This is a genomic window from Candidatus Palauibacter sp., assembly GCF_965208055.1.
Classification (GTDB): Bacteria; Gemmatimonadota; Gemmatimonadetes; order Palauibacterales; family Palauibacteraceae; genus Palauibacter.
Genome location: NZ_CBDBNY010000004.1, coordinates 26,394 through 47,550, shown reverse-complemented (window position 1 = coordinate 47,550; position 21,157 = coordinate 26,394). Strand labels below are relative to the sequence as shown.

Annotated in this window: 23 protein-coding genes and 2 pseudogenes; 10 read left to right on the top strand and 15 right to left on the bottom strand. The window is 64.6% G+C overall.

The features are described 5' to 3' along the window. Window positions 1-146 precede the first annotated feature (146 nt). The 4 genes and pseudogenes from ACOGXI_RS00590 to ACOGXI_RS00575 form a co-directional block, all read right to left on the bottom strand. Complete coding sequence (locus ACOGXI_RS00590; protein ID WP_419936970.1) at window positions 147-734, bottom strand: hypothetical protein; 588 nt, start codon at window positions 732-734, stop codon at window positions 147-149. Continuing rightward, the gene (locus ACOGXI_RS00585; RefSeq protein WP_419936969.1) at window positions 727-1,005 is read right to left on the bottom strand and encodes a hypothetical protein; all 279 of its coding nucleotides are present in this window, start codon (window positions 1,003-1,005) and stop codon (window positions 727-729) included. Before ACOGXI_RS00585 ends, ACOGXI_RS00590 begins: the two co-directional genes overlap by 8 nt. 910 nt (window positions 1,006-1,915) lie before the next feature. Next, window positions 1,916-2,214: pseudogene (locus ACOGXI_RS00580) on the bottom strand (type II toxin-antitoxin system HicB family antitoxin); the annotation flags it as partial. Window positions 2,215-2,305: 91 nt separating this feature from the next. Further along, the gene (locus ACOGXI_RS00575; protein WP_419936968.1) at window positions 2,306-3,010 is read right to left on the bottom strand and encodes a hypothetical protein; all 705 of its coding nucleotides are present in this window, start codon (window positions 3,008-3,010) and stop codon (window positions 2,306-2,308) included. 1,122 nt (window positions 3,011-4,132) lie between these two features. Here ACOGXI_RS00575 and ACOGXI_RS00570 point away from each other — a divergent pair. The 3 genes from ACOGXI_RS00570 (at window position 4,133) to ACOGXI_RS00560 (ending at window position 7,314) form a co-directional block, all read left to right on the top strand. Then, entirely contained in the window at window positions 4,133-5,941 is a 1,809-nt protein-coding gene (locus ACOGXI_RS00570) for a carbon-nitrogen hydrolase family protein (RefSeq protein ID WP_419936967.1), read from the top strand. Continuing rightward, a complete protein-coding gene (locus tag ACOGXI_RS00565; protein WP_419936966.1) occupies window positions 5,938-6,930 on the top strand; it encodes an endonuclease NucS domain-containing protein in 993 nt (330 codons plus the stop codon). The genes ACOGXI_RS00570 and ACOGXI_RS00565 overlap by 4 nt, the downstream gene beginning before the upstream one ends. A 96-nt stretch (window positions 6,931-7,026) precedes the next feature. Continuing rightward, a complete protein-coding gene (locus ACOGXI_RS00560) occupies window positions 7,027-7,314 on the top strand; it encodes a hypothetical protein (RefSeq protein ID WP_419936965.1) in 288 nt (95 codons plus the stop codon). Between the two features lie 83 nt (window positions 7,315-7,397). Here ACOGXI_RS00560 and ACOGXI_RS00555 read toward each other — a convergent pair whose 3' ends face one another. The 6 genes from ACOGXI_RS00555 to ACOGXI_RS00530 form a co-directional block, all read right to left on the bottom strand. Beyond that, a complete protein-coding gene (locus tag ACOGXI_RS00555) occupies window positions 7,398-7,826 on the bottom strand; it encodes a PIN domain-containing protein (protein ID WP_419936964.1) in 429 nt (142 codons plus the stop codon). A gap of 44 nt (window positions 7,827-7,870) precedes the next feature. Continuing rightward, entirely contained in the window at window positions 7,871-8,149 is a 279-nt protein-coding gene (locus ACOGXI_RS00550) for a ribbon-helix-helix protein, CopG family (RefSeq protein ID WP_419936963.1), read from the bottom strand. Window positions 8,150-8,530: 381 nt separating this feature from the next. Next, window positions 8,531-10,090: a PD-(D/E)XK nuclease family protein gene (locus ACOGXI_RS00545; RefSeq protein WP_419940128.1), complete on the bottom strand. Its 1,560-nt coding sequence runs from the start codon at window positions 10,088-10,090 to the stop codon at window positions 8,531-8,533. Window positions 10,091-10,422: 332 nt separating this feature from the next. Continuing rightward, the gene (locus ACOGXI_RS00540) at window positions 10,423-10,983 is read right to left on the bottom strand and encodes a hypothetical protein (protein ID WP_419936962.1); all 561 of its coding nucleotides are present in this window, start codon (window positions 10,981-10,983) and stop codon (window positions 10,423-10,425) included. A gap of 166 nt (window positions 10,984-11,149) precedes the next feature. Next, a complete protein-coding gene (locus ACOGXI_RS00535; protein ID WP_419936961.1) occupies window positions 11,150-11,650 on the bottom strand; it encodes a hypothetical protein in 501 nt (166 codons plus the stop codon). Then, window positions 11,647-12,291, bottom strand: a complete 645-nt coding sequence (locus tag ACOGXI_RS00530; protein ID WP_419936960.1) for a DUF5671 domain-containing protein — start codon at window positions 12,289-12,291, stop codon at window positions 11,647-11,649. Before ACOGXI_RS00530 ends, ACOGXI_RS00535 begins: the two co-directional genes overlap by 4 nt. Before the next feature lie 114 nt (window positions 12,292-12,405). Between ACOGXI_RS00530 and ACOGXI_RS00525 the strand changes: the two genes are divergently transcribed. Continuing rightward, window positions 12,406-13,014, top strand: coding sequence for a TetR/AcrR family transcriptional regulator (locus ACOGXI_RS00525; RefSeq protein WP_419936959.1), 609 nt, complete (start codon window positions 12,406-12,408; stop codon window positions 13,012-13,014). On the opposite strand, the gene ACOGXI_RS00520 is transcribed toward ACOGXI_RS00525, so the two are convergent. The 3 genes from ACOGXI_RS00520 to ACOGXI_RS00510 form a co-directional block, all read right to left on the bottom strand. After that, window positions 13,011-14,015 carry a hypothetical protein gene (locus ACOGXI_RS00520; protein ID WP_419936958.1) on the bottom strand — a complete coding sequence of 335 codons (1,005 nt, stop codon included), beginning with the start codon at window positions 14,013-14,015 and terminating at the stop codon, window positions 13,011-13,013. The two genes, ACOGXI_RS00525 and ACOGXI_RS00520, sit on opposite strands and share 4 nt — an antisense overlap. A gap of 226 nt (window positions 14,016-14,241) precedes the next feature. Next, window positions 14,242-14,658 carry a hypothetical protein gene (locus tag ACOGXI_RS00515; protein ID WP_419936957.1) on the bottom strand — a complete coding sequence of 139 codons (417 nt, stop codon included), beginning with the start codon at window positions 14,656-14,658 and terminating at the stop codon, window positions 14,242-14,244. A 232-nt stretch (window positions 14,659-14,890) separates the two neighbouring features. Then, window positions 14,891-15,088, bottom strand: coding sequence for a type II toxin-antitoxin system HicB family antitoxin (locus ACOGXI_RS00510; RefSeq protein ID WP_419936956.1), 198 nt, complete (start codon window positions 15,086-15,088; stop codon window positions 14,891-14,893). Window positions 15,089-15,335: 247 nt separating this feature from the next. Between ACOGXI_RS00510 and ACOGXI_RS00505 the strand changes: the two genes are divergently transcribed. The 4 genes and pseudogenes from ACOGXI_RS00505 to ACOGXI_RS00490 form a co-directional block, all read left to right on the top strand. Then, on the top strand, window positions 15,336-15,887 hold the full coding sequence (locus tag ACOGXI_RS00505) for a hypothetical protein (protein WP_419936955.1): 552 nt from the start codon (window positions 15,336-15,338) through the stop codon (window positions 15,885-15,887). 34 nt (window positions 15,888-15,921) lie between these two features. Further along, entirely contained in the window at window positions 15,922-16,671 is a 750-nt protein-coding gene (locus tag ACOGXI_RS00500) for a DUF429 domain-containing protein (protein ID WP_419936954.1), read from the top strand. A 77-nt stretch (window positions 16,672-16,748) separates the two neighbouring features. Then, window positions 16,749-17,036, top strand: a complete 288-nt coding sequence (locus tag ACOGXI_RS00495) for a HigA family addiction module antitoxin (protein WP_419936953.1) — start codon at window positions 16,749-16,751, stop codon at window positions 17,034-17,036. A 227-nt stretch (window positions 17,037-17,263) separates the two neighbouring features. Further along, window positions 17,264-17,323, top strand: a pseudogene (locus ACOGXI_RS00490) (hypothetical protein); the annotation flags it as partial. 15 nt (window positions 17,324-17,338) lie between these two features. Here ACOGXI_RS00490 and ACOGXI_RS00485 read toward each other — a convergent pair. Together ACOGXI_RS00485 and ACOGXI_RS00480 are read right to left on the bottom strand one after the other, a co-directional pair. Further along, window positions 17,339-18,208 carry a hypothetical protein gene (locus ACOGXI_RS00485; RefSeq protein ID WP_419940243.1) on the bottom strand — a complete coding sequence of 290 codons (870 nt, stop codon included), beginning with the start codon at window positions 18,206-18,208 and terminating at the stop codon, window positions 17,339-17,341. A 128-nt stretch (window positions 18,209-18,336) separates the two neighbouring features. Further along, on the bottom strand, window positions 18,337-19,131 hold the full coding sequence (locus tag ACOGXI_RS00480; RefSeq protein ID WP_419936952.1) for a DUF488 family protein: 795 nt from the start codon (window positions 19,129-19,131) through the stop codon (window positions 18,337-18,339). A 194-nt stretch (window positions 19,132-19,325) separates the two neighbouring features. Here ACOGXI_RS00480 and ACOGXI_RS00475 point away from each other — a divergent pair, with 194 nt between their 5' ends. Continuing rightward, window positions 19,326-19,541, top strand: a complete 216-nt coding sequence (locus tag ACOGXI_RS00475; protein WP_419936951.1) for a hypothetical protein — start codon at window positions 19,326-19,328, stop codon at window positions 19,539-19,541. Window position 19,542: 1 nt separating this feature from the next. Further along, the gene (locus ACOGXI_RS00470) at window positions 19,543-21,057 is read left to right on the top strand and encodes an FG-GAP repeat domain-containing protein (RefSeq protein WP_419936950.1); all 1,515 of its coding nucleotides are present in this window, start codon (window positions 19,543-19,545) and stop codon (window positions 21,055-21,057) included. Window positions 21,058-21,157: the final 100 nt, after the last annotated feature.

Genomic DNA, 21,157 nt, shown 5'->3' with positions numbered 1-21,157 from the left:
CCTTGCCACCACGCCCGTGGGACACCATTGTTGTGATATGTGTCTTCTGACCATCGCTAATGAATCTGAAGTGTTTATGTTTGTTGTCTGTATCGACAAACCCTTTACGCATTAAGCCTTGTATAATATCTCTACGAGAATAAGTTTTATTCATCTTTAGGAAGATAGCGAAGAACAAAATCCCGCATCCGACGAGCCTCTTCAGTTAACTCATCGGTGCTCTCATGTCGCATTATCTCAGCAATCTCCGTCGCTTCTCTCCGGAAATCCTCGATTGCAGTCTCCAGTGTATTTCCAGCCCCCATCAGGCTCCAGGGTTCTCGCTTGACGACCACTCCGAGAATGGAATCCTTGTACCACACACACCACTCACCATCGATGATTACGTAGGGCCCCAATGCATAACGTAGATTCACGCGAAATATTTGATATTTCAGCGACATCGATTGCAGATCAAGATCAAGTAGAGCCATACTGGCTTGCATGGCATGCTTAGCAATGATAGGGGCTGTGTGTTTGCTTACGCAATTGAGTTTCGTGACATTACTAAACCTTGCTTCTATCACAGCCTGAGTCGTAGGTTGTATAAGGGCGACGTCAGGTGCGTATTCTTTTGGGTTCCAAAACTCAACACTCTTCGCTCCTGGTGAATGTTTCTTGAATTGATGTGATGGAGTGCCCCATTGTCGTCGTTGCGTTGTTGGCTTCGTATCATGTGTGATGTTGCTAAGCATCGTTATTCCCTTGTTCCATTTCATCTGCATGCGCTGTAATCTGTTGAAATATCCAAGATAGAGCTCTCACATCGTCAATGCCCATGGCGAATCTTATGATCGGGCGTATCAGAAGCGGATCCGTCTCCGTCTCTTCGGTCGGTGCGGTTGATGAAGCGGACAGCTGACCCAATGTAATATAGAAAATGTTGTGGTCGGCGGTTTGTATGCTGAATTGATCAACGAGCGGCGCAGGAGTAACGTCCTCGTAATGCTCCCATCGTTCTCTCATTTTGGTCTAACTCCTCTTGCCGAGAAACTCTAACCATATCCGTTTGGTGTCCATCAGGTGCCTAATCTAGACATATGATCGCCGAAGCCGTTCATGTCAACCCCACGGCCTGGCGTGCTACCGTGCAGGAAGCGTTAGGGAGCTTGATCCTGCGGTTACTTCGCCGGTGGCTGTAGTTCCTGTGTCCGGACCCGATTGCCTTGCTTTCGAGAAGGTATGAAATCATGCTAGGCGACAAGGTCGGGATCATGCCGGACAACCTCATCCGGGTGCCAGCCTTTGCCGCTGGGCTTGATGATGCGGGCGAGGCCGCCACTCCCGCCAATCCTGCTTGGAGTCGAAGCGGCAGACATCGCATCCGGGAGATCGGACGGTTCACGTCTCTCCAGCAAAAGTGCACGAAAAGATGTGGTCGTACGTACTTGAGAGGCTGTTCTCGCGACTTGCAGAGAAGGACATCTCTGGTTCGCTATCCGGTTTCCTCACTCCCTCTTGCAGGGCGACGCGATAGAACTCCTTGTGTTAACGGTATGGGTTGCTGAACGGGTCTGCTCATGCACGGTGAAATCTGGGCCGCACGTTCACCGACACACCCCGCAGCGGCGTCTACGGCTGCCGGGAGCGTGTCGATGCCGCACGGTGACGTCAAATCCTGGAGAACCTTCAGGGCGATCGACTTTGGCTCGGGAAGGTCGCGCTCGGCAACGACGTAGAACTCCCAGAGTGTTGAATCCCGGTGGTCAGCCGTGGACTCGTCATCTCCGCGCTAGGCAAACGACATAGAGGTCCGCGTGACGCCCGGAGGATAAGACGAGCGAGACGACGCGTGGGAACCGATGTCGACGTCGATGCGCTGGTTCGCGGTCAGGCCATCCCGGGTGCGACGCGGTCGCCAAGCGTGTCGGTGACCCATTGATTTCAGACTCTTCCCTTCGGCGGCCGCGGCGGCGGCGACGTTCGCGCGCAGCTCGGACGGGATGGGCACATTGAACCTCCCTGAGTACCGGCGTCCCGTTCGACGCCGTCCTCCTCGCACATCTCGAGAAACACCTTGAGCGATGCCGCACCCTCCCTCCTGAGACCGGAAACGTCGCGGGCGTAGAAGTCCGCGCCGCCGTTCAGGCCGACGAACCTGCCCCGGAACATCTCGATGTCGGCGTCGAACTGGATGATGGCCCGGTAGCCGCCGATCTCCATCGTGTTTCTCACGGCTCCACTCCCCCCTCCCTCAGCCGTACCGCATGGCAACCGGCGGCCCATTACAGCTAAGCCACGTTTGGGGTGTCATCGACGAAGAACCTCATGCCGCCAGCTGACGCTCGAATTCCACCGCCGCTTGGATCTCGTCGTCCGTCAGGTCCCACCAGGTGCGGACAGACTCCAAGCTCTCGTTTTCGGCCACGAAGAGATCGTGGATGTTGATCGTCTTGACACCTCGACCCGCTATCGAGGGAGCGCCGAACGACACCATGGGATCCAGCACGACCGGCCTATTCCGACCGAGCGGATACCACCGGCTGGCCAACCCCTCCGGAGACTCGAATTCAATCTGGTGCGCAAGTTCCCGAATAACGGGCGCGATCACCCACTGCCCGCCCGACATGAGTTCGAGGATCGCTTCCCCCCGGCCCTTGTGGACTCCTTCCTGGAGTTCGAGAAAGATCGACCCGCCGTCCGTGAAGAACGTCTGCCTCGCGAAGTGGTCCGTGCACAGGACCTGGCGAGCCTCGTCAAGCGCGCGACGGACCTTCTGAAGCGACACGCCGTGATCGAGAAACCGCTTCACGAAGAGCAGGTCCACAAGGTCCAGGAAGGACGCGTAGGAACTCTCGGTCCCACTGCCCTGCAGCACCGGCGGCTGACCACGCACGGCGTCACCGTAGCTATACTCATGCCCCCTCAGCCAGCGGCGTACCCGCCCCGCGGTGAGGCCCGCCAGCCGGCCGGCTTCCGCCACCGCGTAGGAAGGTCGACCGAGCTGGTCGCAGCAGGTCGATTCAGTCATTCCCACAGCCCTTCGGTTGATCCGTGATCCTCCATATCGTCGTCCGGCGGGGCGCCGCCGGCTCCCGCGCAGCAAGGTTGCCGGAGACGCCATCGGCGATCAAGCGGGAGCGGGCGGGAGTGCCTTGGTAGAACGCCGCCTCAACGCTCCAGCACCGTTCTCAGCGCCTCCGCTTCGGGCTCGAGCACCGGGCGGAGCTGCCACTCGTCGACGCCCGGCAACCGCTCGACGAACTTGTTGACTGCGGTACTCGGATGCCAACCGTTTGGCGCACCCGGCCAGCCCACTGCCCCCCCTATTTGCGGGGGTACTTGTAATTGCCGAATCAGAACGCAGTTTGAGAGGGTCGGTGAACCCCTTTGTCTTCTTGGGGAGGCTTTGCCCGGACCGGGGCGTGGCGGCGCTCACGGTCGGATGTAAGAGGAGCGGCGGCCTCTCATCGCTGAGAGAGCCGCCGCCCCAGAAGGCAACCGTTCAGTCGGGTCGCTACAGGCAACCGCGCCGGTCGCATGCTGATTCCTAACACGTTTCGCTGAGTCGCGCGACCTTGGGAGTGTGCCGCTGTACATGCTTTATCTCGACGAGTCGCGAAACGAAAACGACCCACGGGGTCGCTGAGGACTCGTGATCCCAAGGCGCATCAGTAGGGCACACGTCGAGGAAGCCATACGCCGCATCGTCCGTGACGGCGTACCACCGGGCAGAAGGAGCCGAGGCTACTGCCTGGTCGCGGAGGGCAGGCATCTGCCGCCGAAGTACTCGATTGCGCTGGCTCATAAGATCGCCACGGGCGAGTTCCTGGCCTCGGATCGATTCTCCGGAGGGCAAGAGTCCAACGAGTTCCTGCAGCGGCGGGGCTTCGCCGTTGTCGAGTGCCACTGCCGGGGCACCGTCCGCGACGGCAGCGAACCACCCGTATCGCCCGCACCGGGGAGGAGGACGCGTAGGGTCCACACTGGGAGGCACGACGAGCGGTGTCGGACATGCAAGACCCGTGTCGGCCAGCTCCTGGAACGAATCTACGGGGCGTTCCTGCCCAATCAGCAGTTCGGATGGAAGACGCGCTTCGAAGCCTACGCGGGAACCCCCATTGCCTCAGTCCTGAGAGACGTGGCCGGGATCTTGGAGAGTCATCGCGGCAACGGCATCGACAGGTTCGTGCGAAGCAACGTGTTGGCGGGCTGCGACTACTGGGTTCCAGACCCGGGATTCATCGTCGAGTTCGACGAGAGCCAGCACTTCACGAGGCCGCGTAAGCTCGCCCTCTCCGCCTACGGAAACACGCATACGCTCGGGTTCTCCGCACAGCGTTGGATGGAGCTCTGCGAACAGCACGACGCGAAGGACAACGACCCGGCGTTCCGCGACGAACAACGCGCCTGGTACGACACGCTGAGGGACCTCGTCCCGCCGACGCAGGGCCTCCAGCCGACGGTGCGGCTCTACGCCCGCGACCAGGTCTGGTGCTCGCTCGATCCGGATAGCCGGGAGGACCGGGCGCGCTTCTCGGACCTGATCCACGACGGAGGTTTTCGGACCAGTCGAACTGGCGTGGGAATCTCCCCGGCGCCCGCACGACCGGATTCCACTGTGCGCGTGGCGATGGTGTTCCCCCCGGTCGCGCAGAAGTCCTCGAACGGCGTGCCGCCCAGCGGACCCGGGGCCCAGCAACCGGACGTGCCCACCGCCGATTCCTTCGCCGGGGAAGCGGTCGACTTCGTGCTCTTTCCCGAAGGTTACGTATCGGCGTCCGACCGTGAACGCAGCGAATCGCTCTCGACGCTCGCCGCAGACCTGGACGCCCCGCTGCTCGTGGGCGCGATCGACACGACGGTCGGCTCCACCGGCCGCGCCTGGCAGGTACTCCTTCGGTTCGATCCCGACGGGTCTCGTTCCCGGGTGTACGCGAAACACTCGACGGCCGACGCCGTGGCGTTCGAGCGGCCGGACTGGGAGGCGACCGCCCAGCTTCCGACGTTCCGGTTGGGCGGCGTCAGGGTGGGAGCGACGATCTGTCACGACCATTACCTGGGGCTCCTTCCCCGTTATCTCGCGCGGAACGGCGCACACATCTGGGTCAATCCGAGTTTCGACAACGTGACCGACATCAAGTGGTCGTCCATTCTCCGGTTGCGGGCGGTGGAGAACCGTTTCTTCGCGCTCTGCACGCTCCATTACGACGCGACCAGGAAGAGAACCCACCCCTTCGCGTTCGCTCCCGACGGCACCGAGCTCTCGGCAAGGTCGGCGGGTTGGGGAGTCTCACAGCCTCTCTCCGAGTGCACGGAGGCCGGCAGCATCTACGTGCTCGACCTCGACATGGCCGCCGTTGGAGAGCCGCTCGACTGGTCGACGATCCCGTCCGCCGACAAGCCCAGAGGCCCGCGGAACGGGACGCCTTTAAAGCCGATTCGTGTTGCGTTGCGCGACGGCCAGCCCGCCGTTCCCGATTGTTCCGGCCGCGACCGCACCGATGCCGGCTTCTGCGTCGAGACCGACCACGGGTCGGTCTACGTGGGCGTGGTGCCGAGCGAGCGGATCCTGGATGCGGCCGCCTGCTTCCAGGTGCTCGATCACGCCAAGCGGACGAACGCCTACCCCATCATCTGGAACCGGTGGGACCAGCTTCCGGCTGCTTCCGGGCGCCTCGCCACGCTCCTGATGGGAAGAGCCATCGAGTGCTGCGCACCGGTCGTGCTCTCGGACAGATCCACGATCCATGAAGTCGTGGAGCTGGCGAACAGGGTCAAGATTCCCACTCGGAGGGAGATCGAACCGTCCGGAGAGGCGACCATCGATCTCGGATACGCGTGGGGACTCGACAACGCATTCGGAATGGTCACCAAACACTTCCCCGCAGGCATGAGGCGAACCGCGTTGGATCGCTATCGAAGCCTCGGAGGGGAGCAGCTACGGGGTATCGAAACATGACGAGACTGGCAGTCTGGACGATGGAAACGCGAAACGACGACAGCTCGGTGCAGCGGGAACCGCAGAAGGTCGGGCGTTCCCACATCCAACTCGAGCGGCAGCTCGAAGACTGGATCGTGAACGATGTGACACTGATCGGCGAGGGATTGATGCTGGTCGGCCGCCAGGTATCGATCGACGATGGACGGCTCGATCTGTTGGCGATCGACTCGCAGGATCGCTGGGTGGTGATCGAGGTCAAGCCGGGGATGGTCGGGTCGGGCGCACTGGGACAGGCCATCTACTACGCCGCGTCACTCGCCCGTCTCGATGCCGATGAACTCTTTCGGAAGCTCGAAGGTGGATTCAACAAGGTCGGAGATCCGAAGACGCTGTCTCCAAGAGTGCGGGAACTTCTGGCCGACGAAGGGGACGATCGGGAGATCGCCCTGCTGCTCGTCGGCGCTGGCATTCACCCGGGATTGGAGCGCACGAGCGAGTTTCTCGGACGCTTCGGCCTCCCGATCGAGGTCGTCAGCTTCGAGGTGTTCGAACTGGACGGCGGCCCGCAGCTGCTGATTCGGGAGGTGGTTGACGAACCCGTCGGGCCACCCCGTCCAAGAGGCCGGTTGACGGTTGATGCGATCCGTGCACGGGCTGTTGATGCGGGCGTGGGCGAGCAGTTCGATCGCTTCGTCGAGATGTCAGAGCAGGCGGGTCTTCCGGTGCAGCCGCAGCGGAGTTCCGTGAGAGTCGCGCCGCCGTCGGACCGCCGTCGATTCCTCATGTACGCGAGCCCGGGAGCAGGCGCGAGCGGCGAAGGATTGAGTATCTGGGTCGGGCCAAAGCGTTTCGCCGAGTGGTTCCCTCACATCGACGAAGACGAGGCCACGGCCGCGCTCGGAAGGTACAATGAAGGAGGTCACTTCGGAGGCGAGGAACTCGACAAACGACTCGACCAGATCGAACGCTTCCTGAATGCGCACTTCCCGCCGCCGGAGGATGACTGAACCCGAATCCGTGACGCTCGGCGCTTCGTCGCCGTATGATCGAGCCACCAATTGCAGAGCTAAGAGCCTACCGACCCGAGAAAATGGGAGGCAGATATGGCATCGAGCACGAGCGCATCGAACAAAAGCAACCTCATCGTTCCCCTTGCCCTGATCGTCACGATCATCGGGTCGGCGTGGTGGGTGACGAGCAGTGTACGGGGAGCCGTCCAGACCGTCCGGTCGGAGCTGGAAGCGATTCACGTCGCGATCGATACGGAACTCGACGGTATCCGCGAGGTGGCGGAGTCGGTTCGGGACCGCCTGGCCGAGGTGGAGGAGACGGCGGATGCCATGCTGAGCAACCCGCTGGACCTGCTCTCGCGGCCGTCGGGGTCGCGATAAAGGGAGAGACAGGAGGGAAAGCTCGCAGGTCGAATTCCGGTCGATGGTGGCTGCGATTTGGAAGGGCGATCTCCACCTGTCGCCTATCGGCTCTTGTTGAGGTTCACCCAGTCGCGAGGGGTCACCGCAAGCCCCGCCTCCGGAGCGTTCTCGACCCGGAGGCGATCACCCGTAAGGAGACGGCTTCCGGCCCAGCTCGCCAGTAGAGCCCAGAGGTGGTGGTCGTTGGCATCCGGGGCCGGGTCGCCCGGGGCCGGGTCGCGCCAAATCGCGTTCGCCGTCAGTTCCGCGAGCAACAGGTCGATCTCCTTCTCCGGTCGCCCGTGGAGCCGAACGAGGCGGGGACGGCGCAACACCGACGCGTACTCGGTGAGAAGGTCGGCGGACATGAGGTACAGGAGGCTCCCGCCGAGCATGGCCTCCAGAATCTGCGCCGGGGGAGCTTTCGAATCGTTCCCGATCAGCGCCGACACGATCACGTTCGTGTCCACGATGAATACGGGCGGCGTCACCAGCGGCGTCCGGCACTCGTCGCGGCGTCGGTCAGCGGATCAGTCTACCGTCCCTCGCGGTGCAGTCTCGTTTCCCGAACCGCCACGGCCGCGGCTTCATCGGTTTCCAGTCGGGCCTGCGCGCGGGCTCGGGCCACGATGTCCCTGGCCGTGTCGATCGGCCGGACGCCTCTAAGGTCGAGGCTCTCCTCGATGATCGCGCCCATCGAACGGCCCTGCCGCGCTGAAGCTTCCTTCAGGGCGCGGTGCGTGGAAGCACTCAGGCTGATCGTGAGACGGGGCATGTCTTCGTCCGGATCGAGGTCCTCGAATGAACGCACCATAACACCATCTCACCAGCGACAGAATCCGAACTCCGACGCTATGAACGAGGCACTCCAACTCGGTCCGTGCGCGCATGGAAAGCTGGATCCGAGTACGGGCGTCCGGGCTCGGCGCCGTCCTCCTCGCACATCTCGAGAAACACGCTGAGCGATGCCGCCTCGCCCTCGGCCCTGAGCGCCGCGTGGATCCGCGGACGGCCGTAATGAAGGAGGTCACTTGGCTGACGCGGAACTCGACAAACGACTCGACCAGATTGAGTGCTTCTTGAAACGGCACTTCCCGCAGCCGGGAGATGACTGAGCCTGAGCTCGTCACGCTGGGGGTCGTCTCGGGGGATCGACGAGGTTCACTGCAATCTCGAGCCTGCTCAGCCGCGGTCCCTACAAGTCCTGTTCTTCAAGCTTTGCCTGTTTCCACTTCTCTTCGACCTCGTCGATGACGGGAATCGCACTCGTCGCGAGATCCATCATGCCATCGACGTAGTAATCGGTGATGGGCCCGCCGCCGGCCTTCCATTCTCGGTACAGGTCCGGAAGGAGGGAGTCCCAACGGGTCATTTCATCGCTGACCTTGCGGGCATGGGGCCACCAGCTGTCACTCCAGCCGGGCTCAAGGTGACTCCGAAGCCTCTCCTTCAGCTCTTGGCGCCGCTCCTTCTCCATGGCGGTCATGCGGGCCGTACCGAGCGGATGCAGCACCCCCCACCGCCAGCGGTTCGGTCCCGGCCCGGTAGATTGCAGGACAACCCCTGTACATCCCTCGACCGGAGGATGCCCCTTGGTGTGCTTCTCCCATGGAGGCCACCACCCGCGGTACAGCCAGAGGAAGTTGGACCATTTTTTCTCGCCGCCATATCTGCATTCTACGCGGAGATCCACAGCGATATCGGGTTGCTCCTGTACCCTTCGATGCACCTCCGCGCGCAGTTGCTCCAGAAACCCTCCGCACAGCTCTGCCTTGAGCTTCGGCCAGACATTCCCGACGGCCTGAGCGGTTTCCAGCTGATTCGGGTTGGCGAAGAGATACTCCCGTATGGCCTGCGTGTTGCTGTCCGTCGCCATCGAATGTCCTCCGAATTGTTGTCGGCAGAATGCTTCGGCATCCCTGAGAAACCACCGGAGTCGGTCCGCGTGGCACTGCGTGCGACAAGCGGCGAACCAACCGGCCAGAGAGAACCGAGTCCGGAAGTCGGCGAACACGTCGTCCGTGAGGACTCGTTCGTCTTCGGCCGCGTCGTCCGCCTCGTTGTCAGCGTTCGCTTCGTTCGCGTCGGTTCCTCCATCGCCGTCGACGCCGCTCTCGTCCGCCGCGGCGTTGTACTCCCCTTCTGAAGTCGCGCCCCCGGGATCCCCCCAATAAGGCATGACGACCAAACGCCCGCGCCACTTGGGGATTGCTGCTCTCGGCAGGCTGTAAGCGGTAGGCCCCTTGCCGCGCGGAGACAGGTAGATCAGCAGAAAACGATCCTCGTACTCCTTCTCGAGATACCTGAGATAGTCCCGCACCTGGTGATGCTGATCGTCCGCGAAGGGCTTGTTCTCGATGGCCAGGCACCAAGGCCCGGCGCGGGTCGAGATATCCACCGTGATGTCGATGCGACGCTTCTTGGTGATCACGCGCTCCACCTGCACGCGAACCGGCCTCGAGAAGTCCGGCCTCGGCATGGGTGTGCCGCTTTCCGCGGTCAGCTCGTCCAGCAGAATCCCGAGCAGGGACGTGCCCTGGCCGTGCCGCGCCGCGGGGTTGAGCAGATCGGCGATGATTCTTGAAAGCAGAACCTCGCTCGGGCCACCGTCCCCCATGTAGTCGAAGACGTTGAAGCGATGGGCGAGATGCCGGTCAAGCTCTCGCTCCAGCTTTCGGGCCGCCTCCAGTACGGGATTCAGCTCGACGAAAAACCGCTGAAGTCGGCGTGACTCGGCGTGCCGTGCCGTATGCATGCGCGCCTCCAGTTCCGCGAAGAACTCAGGAATCCCCGGGGCAGTCCCCGTCATGTGATACCCTCCGGCGTTGGACTGACCGTGCTGGCGACCTCACCCCCCATCCCCCGGTGTGTAGTCCGGGATCGCTAAACGTACGAGAGGGCGAGTTCGGAGTTGGCCCATTCGCCGAGGGCAATCTACCGAGAGACTGCGCAGGCGGCCCAAGGAAACCGTCTCATCGAGCCCGACGCTATCGCCCTGCCTGACTAACGGGCCTGCGGCCACTCGTTGTAGGAGGCGGGCGGCGCGCCACCGGGTTGTAGGACGGGCACTCTCGATCGCAACTCGAGTCAGAAGATTCGCGGCAAGCGGTATTGCAGCGACAAGCCCAGGCCTCCGTAGAGATCGGGGTCGGCTCTGTCGGCTCCTCCCAGAACGAATTCGAGCGAGCCCGTGACTCTGCCGACGGTCAGCCCCACGCCCAGTCCGACGCCCGTCATTTCGTAGGTTTGTCCGAGCAAGCGCTCGCGGTCGGCCTTGATGATTCCGATTCCGTGTTCGAAGAGAACGTAGATACTCGGCCCTGCGCCCGTGCCAAGGCCCGCCCGAACCCGGCCCAGGTATCCGTGATCTCGCCTGGTCATCGAGTCGTACTGAACGTTCCAACGAGTCATCTGAGCCAGGAATTGCAGCGACATCCAGATATGCCGAATCGGCGAATCCGCCATCACTTCCAGGCTGGCTCCCGGTGAAGGCACACCGCCCAAATCGATTCGCATGCCGGCCAGCACGCTGACCTGCGAACCGTCCTGTGCCGCCACCACGGGAAGAGAATCCGCCTCTTGGGCCTGCAGGCCGGGCGCAACCATGGCCCAGGCGACCATGGCGGCGACGATAGACCACGGCGCCATACTGACCCTTGTTCCTCGCATCATCCCCCTCCGCTGCCGGCGCATCGCGATCCCCGAGGAGTGAATGTGCGATCCTTGTCGGTGGGCGCAACGGCGGCGGCGTGTCGTCGAGACGGTCTGGCCTCCCGCCGCAGTCCCAGGGCTTCGAACGGCGCCGGCCGCCGCGTCACCGCACTCGCATCTGGAAGCAGTGCCGCCCCGCGCCGTGCGCCCACAGATCCCGAAACGCCACGTGCCCAGCCACTGGACCCTCGACCCGGGTCGCGACGGGCGAGCCCGGGCCATGGCAGCCCTGACAGCTCCTCTGAACGATCGAAGAGCTTCCCGTCGGCTCCCCGGAATCCGCCGCGAAGGTGGCGCACACCTCGTAGCGTCCCTCGTCGAGCGCCCGGTACTCGTACATCTCCGAGGTGGTGGGATCGCGGGTGCCGATCCGCACGCTGGGCTCGGCCGCCAGGTCGTCCAGAGATGCCGGAAGCCGCCCGTGTCGAGTCCAGTAGAGATCGGCAGCCGCCGTGATTCCGTGCAGGTCGGACAGTCGCCGGTCATCGATCCGTCGCTCGCGCTCCTGCGCGGGAGAGCCCAGGAACACAAGTCCAAGCGCCACCGCGGCGGCCACGGCGGCTCCCGAGACGCCCAGCACGATGGATCGCGGCGAGAGGGTCATTCCGCCACCTCCTCCTTGCGCACGTCGCGGAGGAAGTAGCCGAACAGCGAGCCGGTGATCGTGCCGACGGTGAGGACCTTCAGGGCGAACCGGACGGTGAGTTCGCCGCCGAGGAGGTTGTAGACGATGCTCGTGACCACGCCGATGAGCGTGGCCGCACCCACGAACAGGGACAGGTACGTCAGCGACTGCCGCACTCGCGAGAGCCGTCGGCCCGGGTCTTTCCGGACCGCGCGGTCGTTCGTCCAGAAGACGAAGGCGAAGACGGGAAACGTCGCGACCAGGAAGGAGATCGACCACCGGATCTCCTCTCGCGCCATCTGCAGCGCGGCCGCGGGCTCCAGGGAAGGATCGGGAAACGCCTGGTGGATGAACGCGAACAGGAGGCTCCCGAAGCTGATCGCGCTCCCGTACAGCGTCCCGAAGAGCACGAGGTAGACGAAAGCTTCACGAGCTGACAGGTACGGCGCGGGGCGCGGGACGGGGATCGGAAACGCGACGTCGGCGAAACCGTCCAGGGCGCGTCGAACCTGATCCCGCGGCCAGCCCGCCTCGAGCAGCACCCCCTTGAGCTGCTCGCGGGGCAGGCTTCGCTCCAGGCCCGCCTTCAGGAATCCGGTCATCTCCTCGTTGCCGGCCATCTTGCCTTCCCTCCTTCGAGTGGTCGATCCAAGCGTGTTGACGCCGTCAACTTAGTCCGCTCCGTTGACGCCGTCAACATTGCTGATCACCCCTGGACCGATCACCTTTGCGCCATGACCCAAAACGCCACGGCGTATCACCACGGAGACCTGCGGGCGGCACTGCTCGCCGAAGCCGCCGCGATGATCGACGAGGAAGGGACCTCGAGCGTGACGATGCGCGAGATCGGGCGGCGCCTGGGCGTGTCGCGGTCCGCAGCCTATCGCCACTTCGCGGACAAGTCCGCGCTCCTGGTCGCGGTCGCCGCCGCCGGTTTCGACCGCCTTCGCGAGCGCCTGGAGGCGGTGGGTGCGGGCGACCCGGACGCAGGGATCGAGCGGCTCCCGCAGGTCGGGCGGGCGTACGTGCGGTTCGCGCTCGAAAACCCGGGGCACTATCGCCTGATGTACGGCAAGGAAGCGATCACTCGCGAGGACCACCCCGAACTCCGCGAGGTGGCGAACGGGTTGTTCGACGAACTCGTGAGCATCGTCCGGTCATACCAGGAGAGCGGCACGATCAAGCGACAGGATCCGCACCTTCAGGCCTACGTGGCGTGGGGCGCCGTACACGGCCTCGCGTCCCTGCTGATCGAGGGACAGATCCTCACGGCCGTGGATGTCGATGGCCTGATCCGGCAGACCACCGCGACACTCCTGGACGGGATGCGCGCCGGTCGCTAGAGCCCGTAGGCCAGCGAGACGGTGACCGAGTAGAAGGCGATGTCGCCGAGCGTCAGCTCGAACGTTGCGGGCGTGCCACCGTCCCCGAGCACCGGTGCATGGCTTCGCAGCAAATCCCATTCTCCGGACTTCCGGACATCGCGGTAACGCGCATAGCGCGCTCGAAGCGCAATGCTGAAGCGCTCGTTCGCCTCCCAGGCCACCCCTCCGATCAGATTCGTTCCAAGGGTCGGTTCGGCCAGGAGGAGCGACGTGTGATCGGCCGTGCCCGCCGCGCGCGTCTGCCATGCGGGGATGACCTCGTCCGTCGCGGGGTCCACGCCGCCCGCGGGCGCGAACCCGTCGGCGAGCGTTCGTCGGACCCGTAATGCCTCGAAAGCGAGGACGACCGTGGACACGCCACCTCCGACGCCGACGAACGGCGTGAAACGCGACGCATTGTCGAAGTCGACGTGTGCGTTCACGAACACGTCCGTGACGGTGAGCCCGGACAGCCTGGCCGAGGGTGGCTCGACGGCGCTCCACTCCCGCGCGGTCTCCCCCGCGAGCCGGCCCGCGTCCACGAGCGGCGCCGAGGTTCCGCCCAGCGCGGTGCTGCTCAGTTCGGCTTCCAGCCGGATCCGACCGCGTGAGTACCCCAGCGCGAGAGCGGTGGCGCTGGTCATGGTTTCCGCGCCGCGATCGAACCGCGCCGTCGCGAACACCCCGGATCCGAAGCCGGCGCACCCCGGATCGCGCGGGACACTCGCGGGGTCGGGATGCAACAGCCGATCACAACGCGTCGGCGGATCGAAGCCCTTGAGGCTCCCCCGCAGAGTCAGCGCGTCCGAGTCCCCGAGATCGCCCCGCAGGTAGAAGCCGTCTCGCCCCTGCGCGGCGGCCGCCACGGGGGCTGGGAACCCACTCATCGCGACGAGGACCGCCGCCGTCGCGAGACGAACGCCGGTGGCGACCCGCCAAACCCATCGAAGTCGGGTGGCGATCTCTCCGTTGAGAGCCATCTGGCTGTTCTTCCCTTGACTGGTCGATCCGGGGTTGATTGACGCCGTCGATATAACCGGCGATATTGACGCCGCCAACATCTCTGAACACGCAGAAGAGGATCAACGCCGTGGCGGCTCTCGACTCGCTGGCCGAGTATGGAGCGCTCGCGCTGGACGCCGGGGAGCGGCGAGGTTGAACTTCACGGAGGACTTTCCGCGGAGACCCCGGATCTGGAGTGATCGATCAGGGGCGTTTCCGACCGTCGCCTGACTGCTGTGCCGCCAGAACGCGGAGGTGATCGCGAATCGCCTGCTCGCTCTGCGTGGTGCGGCGCCTGCACTCTCGGCTCCACTTGACCCCGTGGATCGCGGAGACGGCGAGCCCGCCTGCGTTGATCCCGCTACCCCATCGGTAGTTGTCGAAGGTGTCGTCCGAGTCGAAGTCGTCGCGCGATGGCCCGTAGACCCCGGCGGCGAGGGCGAGAGCGTTCAGAGCGAAGACGCCATCGAGGATCGGCGCCGCCGCGCTGCGCGTGCAGTGTCCACGCTCCACCGGTCCCTCGGCCTTGGGCGGTCTGGTCATGAAGAGCATGGAGCAGGCGCTCGAGAGCGGGGCGATGACGAGGACGGCGGCGAGCGTCGAACGACGGGTTCGTGACACGGCGTCTCTCCCTGCGGCTGGGATTCGTCTGTCGGCCACGACAATGTCTCGCCACCGGAGCGTTCTCGCCACGTAGACGACCGATCAGGGGCTGGCGGGTGCGGGCCTTCGCCAACGGTCGTTTGCCCCGATTCCCGTTCCGTCAGACCAGCGCCTTGGCGAGCGATGCAAAAGCCTGCCTTCTCGAGCGCACCGCCCGGAGGCGGTTGACACCGGGAATCCTCGGCACGGCCTATACGGCGACTTCGATCTCACGGATGACCATGCCAGCGGCATTCTCGACCGCCACGTCCAAGTACTCGCGGACGGCGTCCGCGATGTTCGCCAGGGCTTCCTCCTCCGTCGTCCCCTGCGACGCACAACCAGGCAGACCCGGAACCCAGACGGAGAACCCCTCTTCGGACTCTTGAAGCGCCACCCGGTACTTCATCCTCCACCTCCAAGGTCATCCGGATCCGTGGCCGTCAACGAACGGTTCAATCTAGCCGCGGTCGGGCCATCCGCCATCACCGGCACGCCTGGACGGCTTCGGTGCGGTCGGCTTCGCCGCCGACGTTGACGACTGTCAACATCGCTGAGCGCGCAGCGACCCCATCATGGTTGGTGCCCTGCCGAGCCGACCTTAAGATCCGGCGCGACTTGTCGGAGGAACCGGGGGCATATCGGGAGGCACATACATGGAACGCAACATCGGACGGATCTGGGTGGCCCTGCTGGTCGTGGCGCTGGGGGTCGTCGTCGTCATTCAGGGGGATGCCCTGACGCCGATCGACGTAGCGTCGGGAGAGGGACCGTTTCTGACCGCGCTCGTCCAGTTGGGCATCCTCTACATCGTCGCCCTGTTCGTGGAACGCTCGCTCGAGGTGCTCCTCAAGGCGTGGCGCCAGGGCGGGAAGACTCGTCTCGAGGAGCAGGCGCGCGCGGCGGACGACAGCGGCAGGGCGGCGGCCGAGAGCGAGCTGCAGGAATACAGGGCGGGCACCCAGAAGCGGGCGCTGCTTGCCGGCCTGACGCTGGGCATCATGGTTTCGCTGTCCGGCGTCCGGCTCCTCGGCCCGATCTTCGACTTCGGCGCTGCCGCGTCGGGGTTCCAGCAAGGTCTGTTCCAGTTCACCGACATCCTCCTCACGGCCGGCCTGATCGCCGGCGGATCGGCGACCATCCACGAGCTGATGGCGCTCATCGACGATTTCCTGAAGGCCAGCCGAAACCGCGCGAAGGACTCGTGATTCCCGGGCACATCGCCGGAGGCGCACCGTCGAGATGACGGAACCCGCATCCGTCACGCTCGGAGTCGACCTCGCATCGCAGCCGAAGCGGACAGCCACCTGGCTGATTCGTTGGGATCTCGGCTCGGCACGCGTCGAGTCGCTCTCGCTGGGCGCGACGGACCGTGACCTGCATGAACTGTTCCGGCGCGCGGACAAGATCGGCATCGACGCCCCCTTCGGTTGGCCCGCGCCCTTCACCCGAGCCGTTGCCGCCTACTCCGCGGAAACGGTCTGGCCTTCCGCCGAAGTCCCACGGCTTCGGTTCCGGCGAACCGATGCGTTCGTAAGGGAGAAGCTGGGTCGATGGCCGCTCAGCGTCTCGACGGATCTGATCGCGGTGCCCGCCATGCGAGGCGCCCGCCTGCTCGCCGAGGCGGCGGCCACCGGCGAATCCATCGACCGGAGCGGGGGCGGCCGCTTCGTCGAAGTCTACCCCGCAGCGGCCCTCCACGTATGGGGCTTTCCCTCGCGCGGCTACAAGCGCGCCAAGGGAGCGGCGGTCCGCGCCCGGCTCGTTGGTGATCTCAAGGACCGAACGGCGGACTGGCTCACCCTCTCCGAGGAGGACTGGGCTCAGTGCACTGCCTCGGATGACCTGCTCGATGCGCTGGTCGCGGCCCTCGTCGCTCGGGCGGCCGCGCTCAGCCGCTGCGAACCGATCCCGCCCGGCGATGAAGAGTTGGCAAAGGAGGAGGGCTGGATCGCCCTGCCGCAGACCCGAAGCCTCGAGCAACTCCCCTAGCGGGTGACCTTCCGTTTCGAGGACGGCGCGGCGGTCGACGTGGATTACGTGGATTATCACTGAGGAGCGTGCGGATCATGACCATGCACAACCCGCCGCATCCGGGCGGCATCGTGAGGCGGCAGTGTCTCGAGCCCCTCGGTTTGACCGTGACCCGAGCCGCTTCGGGTCTGGGCGTGACCAGACAGGCGCTTTCCGAACTGGTGAACGGCCGAACGGGCATCTCGGTCGAGATGGCCATGCGGCTATCGAAGGCGTTCGGATCCACGCCCGAAACCTGGCTGGGGATGCAGATGGCCTACGATCTCTGGCAGGCCCGCGACCGCACCAGCGAGATGTTGGTGGAACGCTTTGTGACGGTTTGACCGACGGTTCGGGTGATCGCTGCAAGATACGTGAGCTGGCGCCGTACGGGCCGGCCACGCGATCGAGGTACAGCCACCATGCGCGAGGAACTCCGCCAGCGCTTGCGCCTGGGCGAGGACAGCGGGTGGGAGTTCAAGCAGATCGAGTTCAGCGGGAACCGACCGACGAGCCCGCGGCGCGAAGATCTCGCCGATGAGATGGGGCCTTCGCCAACGCGAGCGGAGGCGTGCTCCTTTGCGGGGTTTCCAACGACGGTCGGATCCAGGGCATGTCCGCGGAGCAGATGGCGGCGCTTGACCGACTACTGGTCCGGTACCTCTGGTTCGACCGGCAGATCGTTCCGCAGACTGGCTTCGAGACCCTGAACGAACGCCTGTGGGAGCCGCTGCTCAGCGTAGCGGGAGCGGCCGACCCTCGCCGGGCGCTCAGCAACCGGCGCTGCGTCTCCCACGCAGGGTGCGCTGACGACTTCCCGAACGAACAGATCTGGCTGCTTCTGATGCGGTATGGGGAGGACGCCGACGATCGTCCACGGGTTCGGCGCCCGCCTGTGCCAAGCGAGGGTGGTACCGAGGAAGAGGTGCAGGTCGGTCTTCACGAATTCGTCGAAGTACTTCTGCCTCACCTTCGCGAGAGCCTTGGTCTCGTCACCCTCCGCCGAGCGCAGACAATTCCGATATAGCGCTCCGAGTTGCCACTCAAGGATCCGCATGCGACTCTCGCGTCTGTCAGCATCCTGAATGCGGTAATAGAAGTTGTACGGGACCTTGTCGACGATCCGAAACGTTCGACTCCACGACTGATCGTCGAACAGGTCCGGCTGGTTCGCGATCGCACGCATGGCCTCCAGTTTGCCGGTATCCCACTTGCGTTCGGTTTCTTCCCATTCGAAATCGATGAGCCTTGCGGGTTTGAAGACCGCGAGCGACGAGACGTTGTTCTTCGCGGCTTTGATGAGTTCGTCCAGCGACCCGTAAACGTGTGGACGCCCGAGGAGAAGCTCCCGGCGCTCCCGCCAACTATCCGCAGTCCCGACGTGGTCAATCCGCTCGATCTCACCGGTCGGCCGATAGGATTCCGGACGCGGGTCCCGCGAGTGCCTGGCCAGAGGGCATGTGATCCAATCGTAAAGCTTGTACTGCTCGCCCTCGTCCAGTCGGCGGAACGGCACCGGATAGAGACGCACCCACGTACCATCTTCCCGGATTCCCGCCGTGCACACGGTCTCTCCGTATGTCTTCGACAGCTCGGGATAGGTCTTGACGGTCACGAGGATGCGGTCTCTCGTCAGCATGTCGCCTACAGGTGCTTCGGCCGCAGAGGCCCGGCGGCGGTCGCGACGATAGCCCCGGCGAGACGGGAACGGTGACAATCTCCGGCATCGCGTTCGTAGCAGGTGATTGCCACGCGTTCTCCAGCGTCGATCCATCCGGCGATTCTGCCGACGGCGTCCCGACATCGAGGCAGGGTCGTGGCTTCGTACTCGGCAAAGAGGCGCTCGTACGCTGCGCGGTCGCCGAGGTTCGCGCGCGCCCCGGATTCGATGCCGAGTTCCCGGAAGGACTCATACCGAATGCCGAGCTCGTCACAGCCTTGCGAGAGGAGTCGCTTCGAGAATCCCCATTTGCGACTGAGCGGGTTCCGCCGCACGTCGCAGAGGCGGGAGATTCCAGACTCGAGAAGTTTGCTGAAGTAGGCTTCGTAGCTTCGTCCCTCGTAACCGATCGTCGCGAGAAGGCCATCCTTCGAGTGGGCATTGTCTCGCGCAGCTCCGTTGCGGTCGCGATGGGCAGCCGGCGGTCGGCGATTCCCGCCAGTTCCAGGGTCGCCCGGGCCTCGGCTCCGGAAACGAGCTGCGAAAACGGATACGTCGCGGTTCTTGAGACTACGGGCGAGCCGATGGCCTTCCGCCGTGAGATGCCACGTACCGGAGACGAGGATGCCGCGGGACGCGAGCTTGTCCCGGTCGGCTACGGCGGTGAAGGAACGCGGCCCGTGCTCGTCCGCAATGAAGTCATATGGCGGATCGATGTGGCGCGCCCGACACCGGCGGCCGTAGTCGAAGAGGAGCCGCTGGACATCGCTCTCGCCCATCTTTCCTCCGAAGGTGCTCAGGAGAGAGAGAAGGACGCGTTGACGATGAAATAGCCGGGGGATTCCCGCACCGACTGCCTCACCCATGCCGCCGGTCGCCTCCGGACTTGGATGCACTCCGAACTCGAGAGCCGCGACGAGGGGACGGCGGTGCATGCAGGAGCGGGAACGGAAAGCCGTCAGGGGTTGTGAGCATGGCGAGCAACCTAGCCAAGCGACAGCTGCCGTACCACTTCCACGTACTCGCGGACGGCACGGCGAAGAGTCCGTCGCCGAACGACGTGGTGTCCCAGGAGAGTGCGTCCAATCGTCGATTGGTGTACCGTCCAACCGTTATCGTGGACGCAGACCGGAGGGAGGTCGACATGGGGCGGCGGCGGTACAGACTCAAGCTGAAGACGCAGGGTTGAATTGCGCGCCATCCTCGTCCTCCTTGCCTGTGTCGCGGCCTGCGCCGCGCCGGACGCCGGCTTCGACCCCGCAGCCTTCGACCGGGTTCAGCCGGAGCTCTTCGAGACACCCGGAGCCCAGTCCAACTCCTGGATCGACTACGACGGGGACGACGACCTGGATCTGTTCGTGGGGATGCGCTACACGCCGAACCTCCTGTATCGCAACGACGGAGGGCGCTTCGTGGATGTGGCGGCGGAGGTCGGGCTCGCGGATCTGGAGGACACGCGCGCGGGTGCCTGGGGAGACTACGACGGAGACGGCGATCCGGACCTCTATGTGGGGTATCCGGCGACGGCGGGCTCACCCAACCGCCTGTATCGCAACGACGACGGAAGCTTCGTAGACGTTGCGCCCGGATTGGGCGTGGATCTGGTGGGCACCACCCGCCAACCCAGTTGGATCGACTACGACGGAGACGGCGACCTCGACCTGTTCGTCGCGCTGCGCGATCAGCCCAACCGGATGTTTCGGAACGACGGGGCTCGGGGGGATGGCGGTCCGGCGTGGACCTTCACTGACGTGACCGCGGAGTCGGGGATCGGCGATCCCCGCCGCACCGTGGGCGTCGCGTGGTTCGACTACGACCGGGACGGCGACCTGGATGTCCACGTGTCCAACCAGAACGGCGACGAGGACGCCTTCTACCGAAACGAGGGCGACGGCACCTTCGTGGACGTCGCACCTGCGCTCGGCATGAACCGCCCCGGCCGGGGACCGGAATACGGCAGCGTGGCGGCGGCCGTGACCGACTACGACAACGACGGCGACCTGGACATATTCGTGGCCACCTACGGGCCGGACATCCTGTGGAGCAACAACGGCGACGGCACCTTCACGGACGTGACCGACCCGGCCACGCTGGGGGTCGACTACCATTCCACCTCGGCCGTATGGGGCGACGTGGACCACAACGGCCTGCCCGACCTGGTGGTGACGTCCTACCTGTCCGGCATCGCCGCGGTCGAGGACCACCTGTTCATGAACGCCGGCGGCGGCCGCTTCCACAACGCGCTTCCGGCCAACCTCCTCGAGCACGGACCGAGCCACGGCGTGGCCTGGGCGGACTTCGACGGCGACGGCGACCTGGACCTGTCGATCGCCAACAACCATGAGACCGGCGGCACCCACCAGCTCTACCGCAACCTTCTCGACGCCGGCGCGGCCGCCCGCTCGCTGCAGGTTGTGGCCGTTGACGCCACGGGACGGTCGGTGGTTCCCGGCGCGGAAGTCCAGCTCCTCGACTCCGCGAGCGGGGAGCTGCTGGGCACCCGCCTGCTCGACACGGGTGGAGGCTACTGCTCCCAGGGCGCCGCGCCGGCCCACTTCGGTCTGCCGCCGGGCGTGGAGCGCGTGGACGTGCGCGTGACCTTCGTGGAAAACGGGCGGCGTTCAACGGTGGTGCGGGAAGCCGTCCTGCCGGCGGACTACCGGGGCCGGTGGCTCACCGTGCCGACTCCCGATCAGAAACGGTAGCTTGGGGGGGGCTGTGGATTGCCGTTCGAATTCCACCGAGGCTCGATGTTCGGCGTCCTCTTCGAGCGAGAGAGACCCTTCAATGACGTTCTGGTCCACA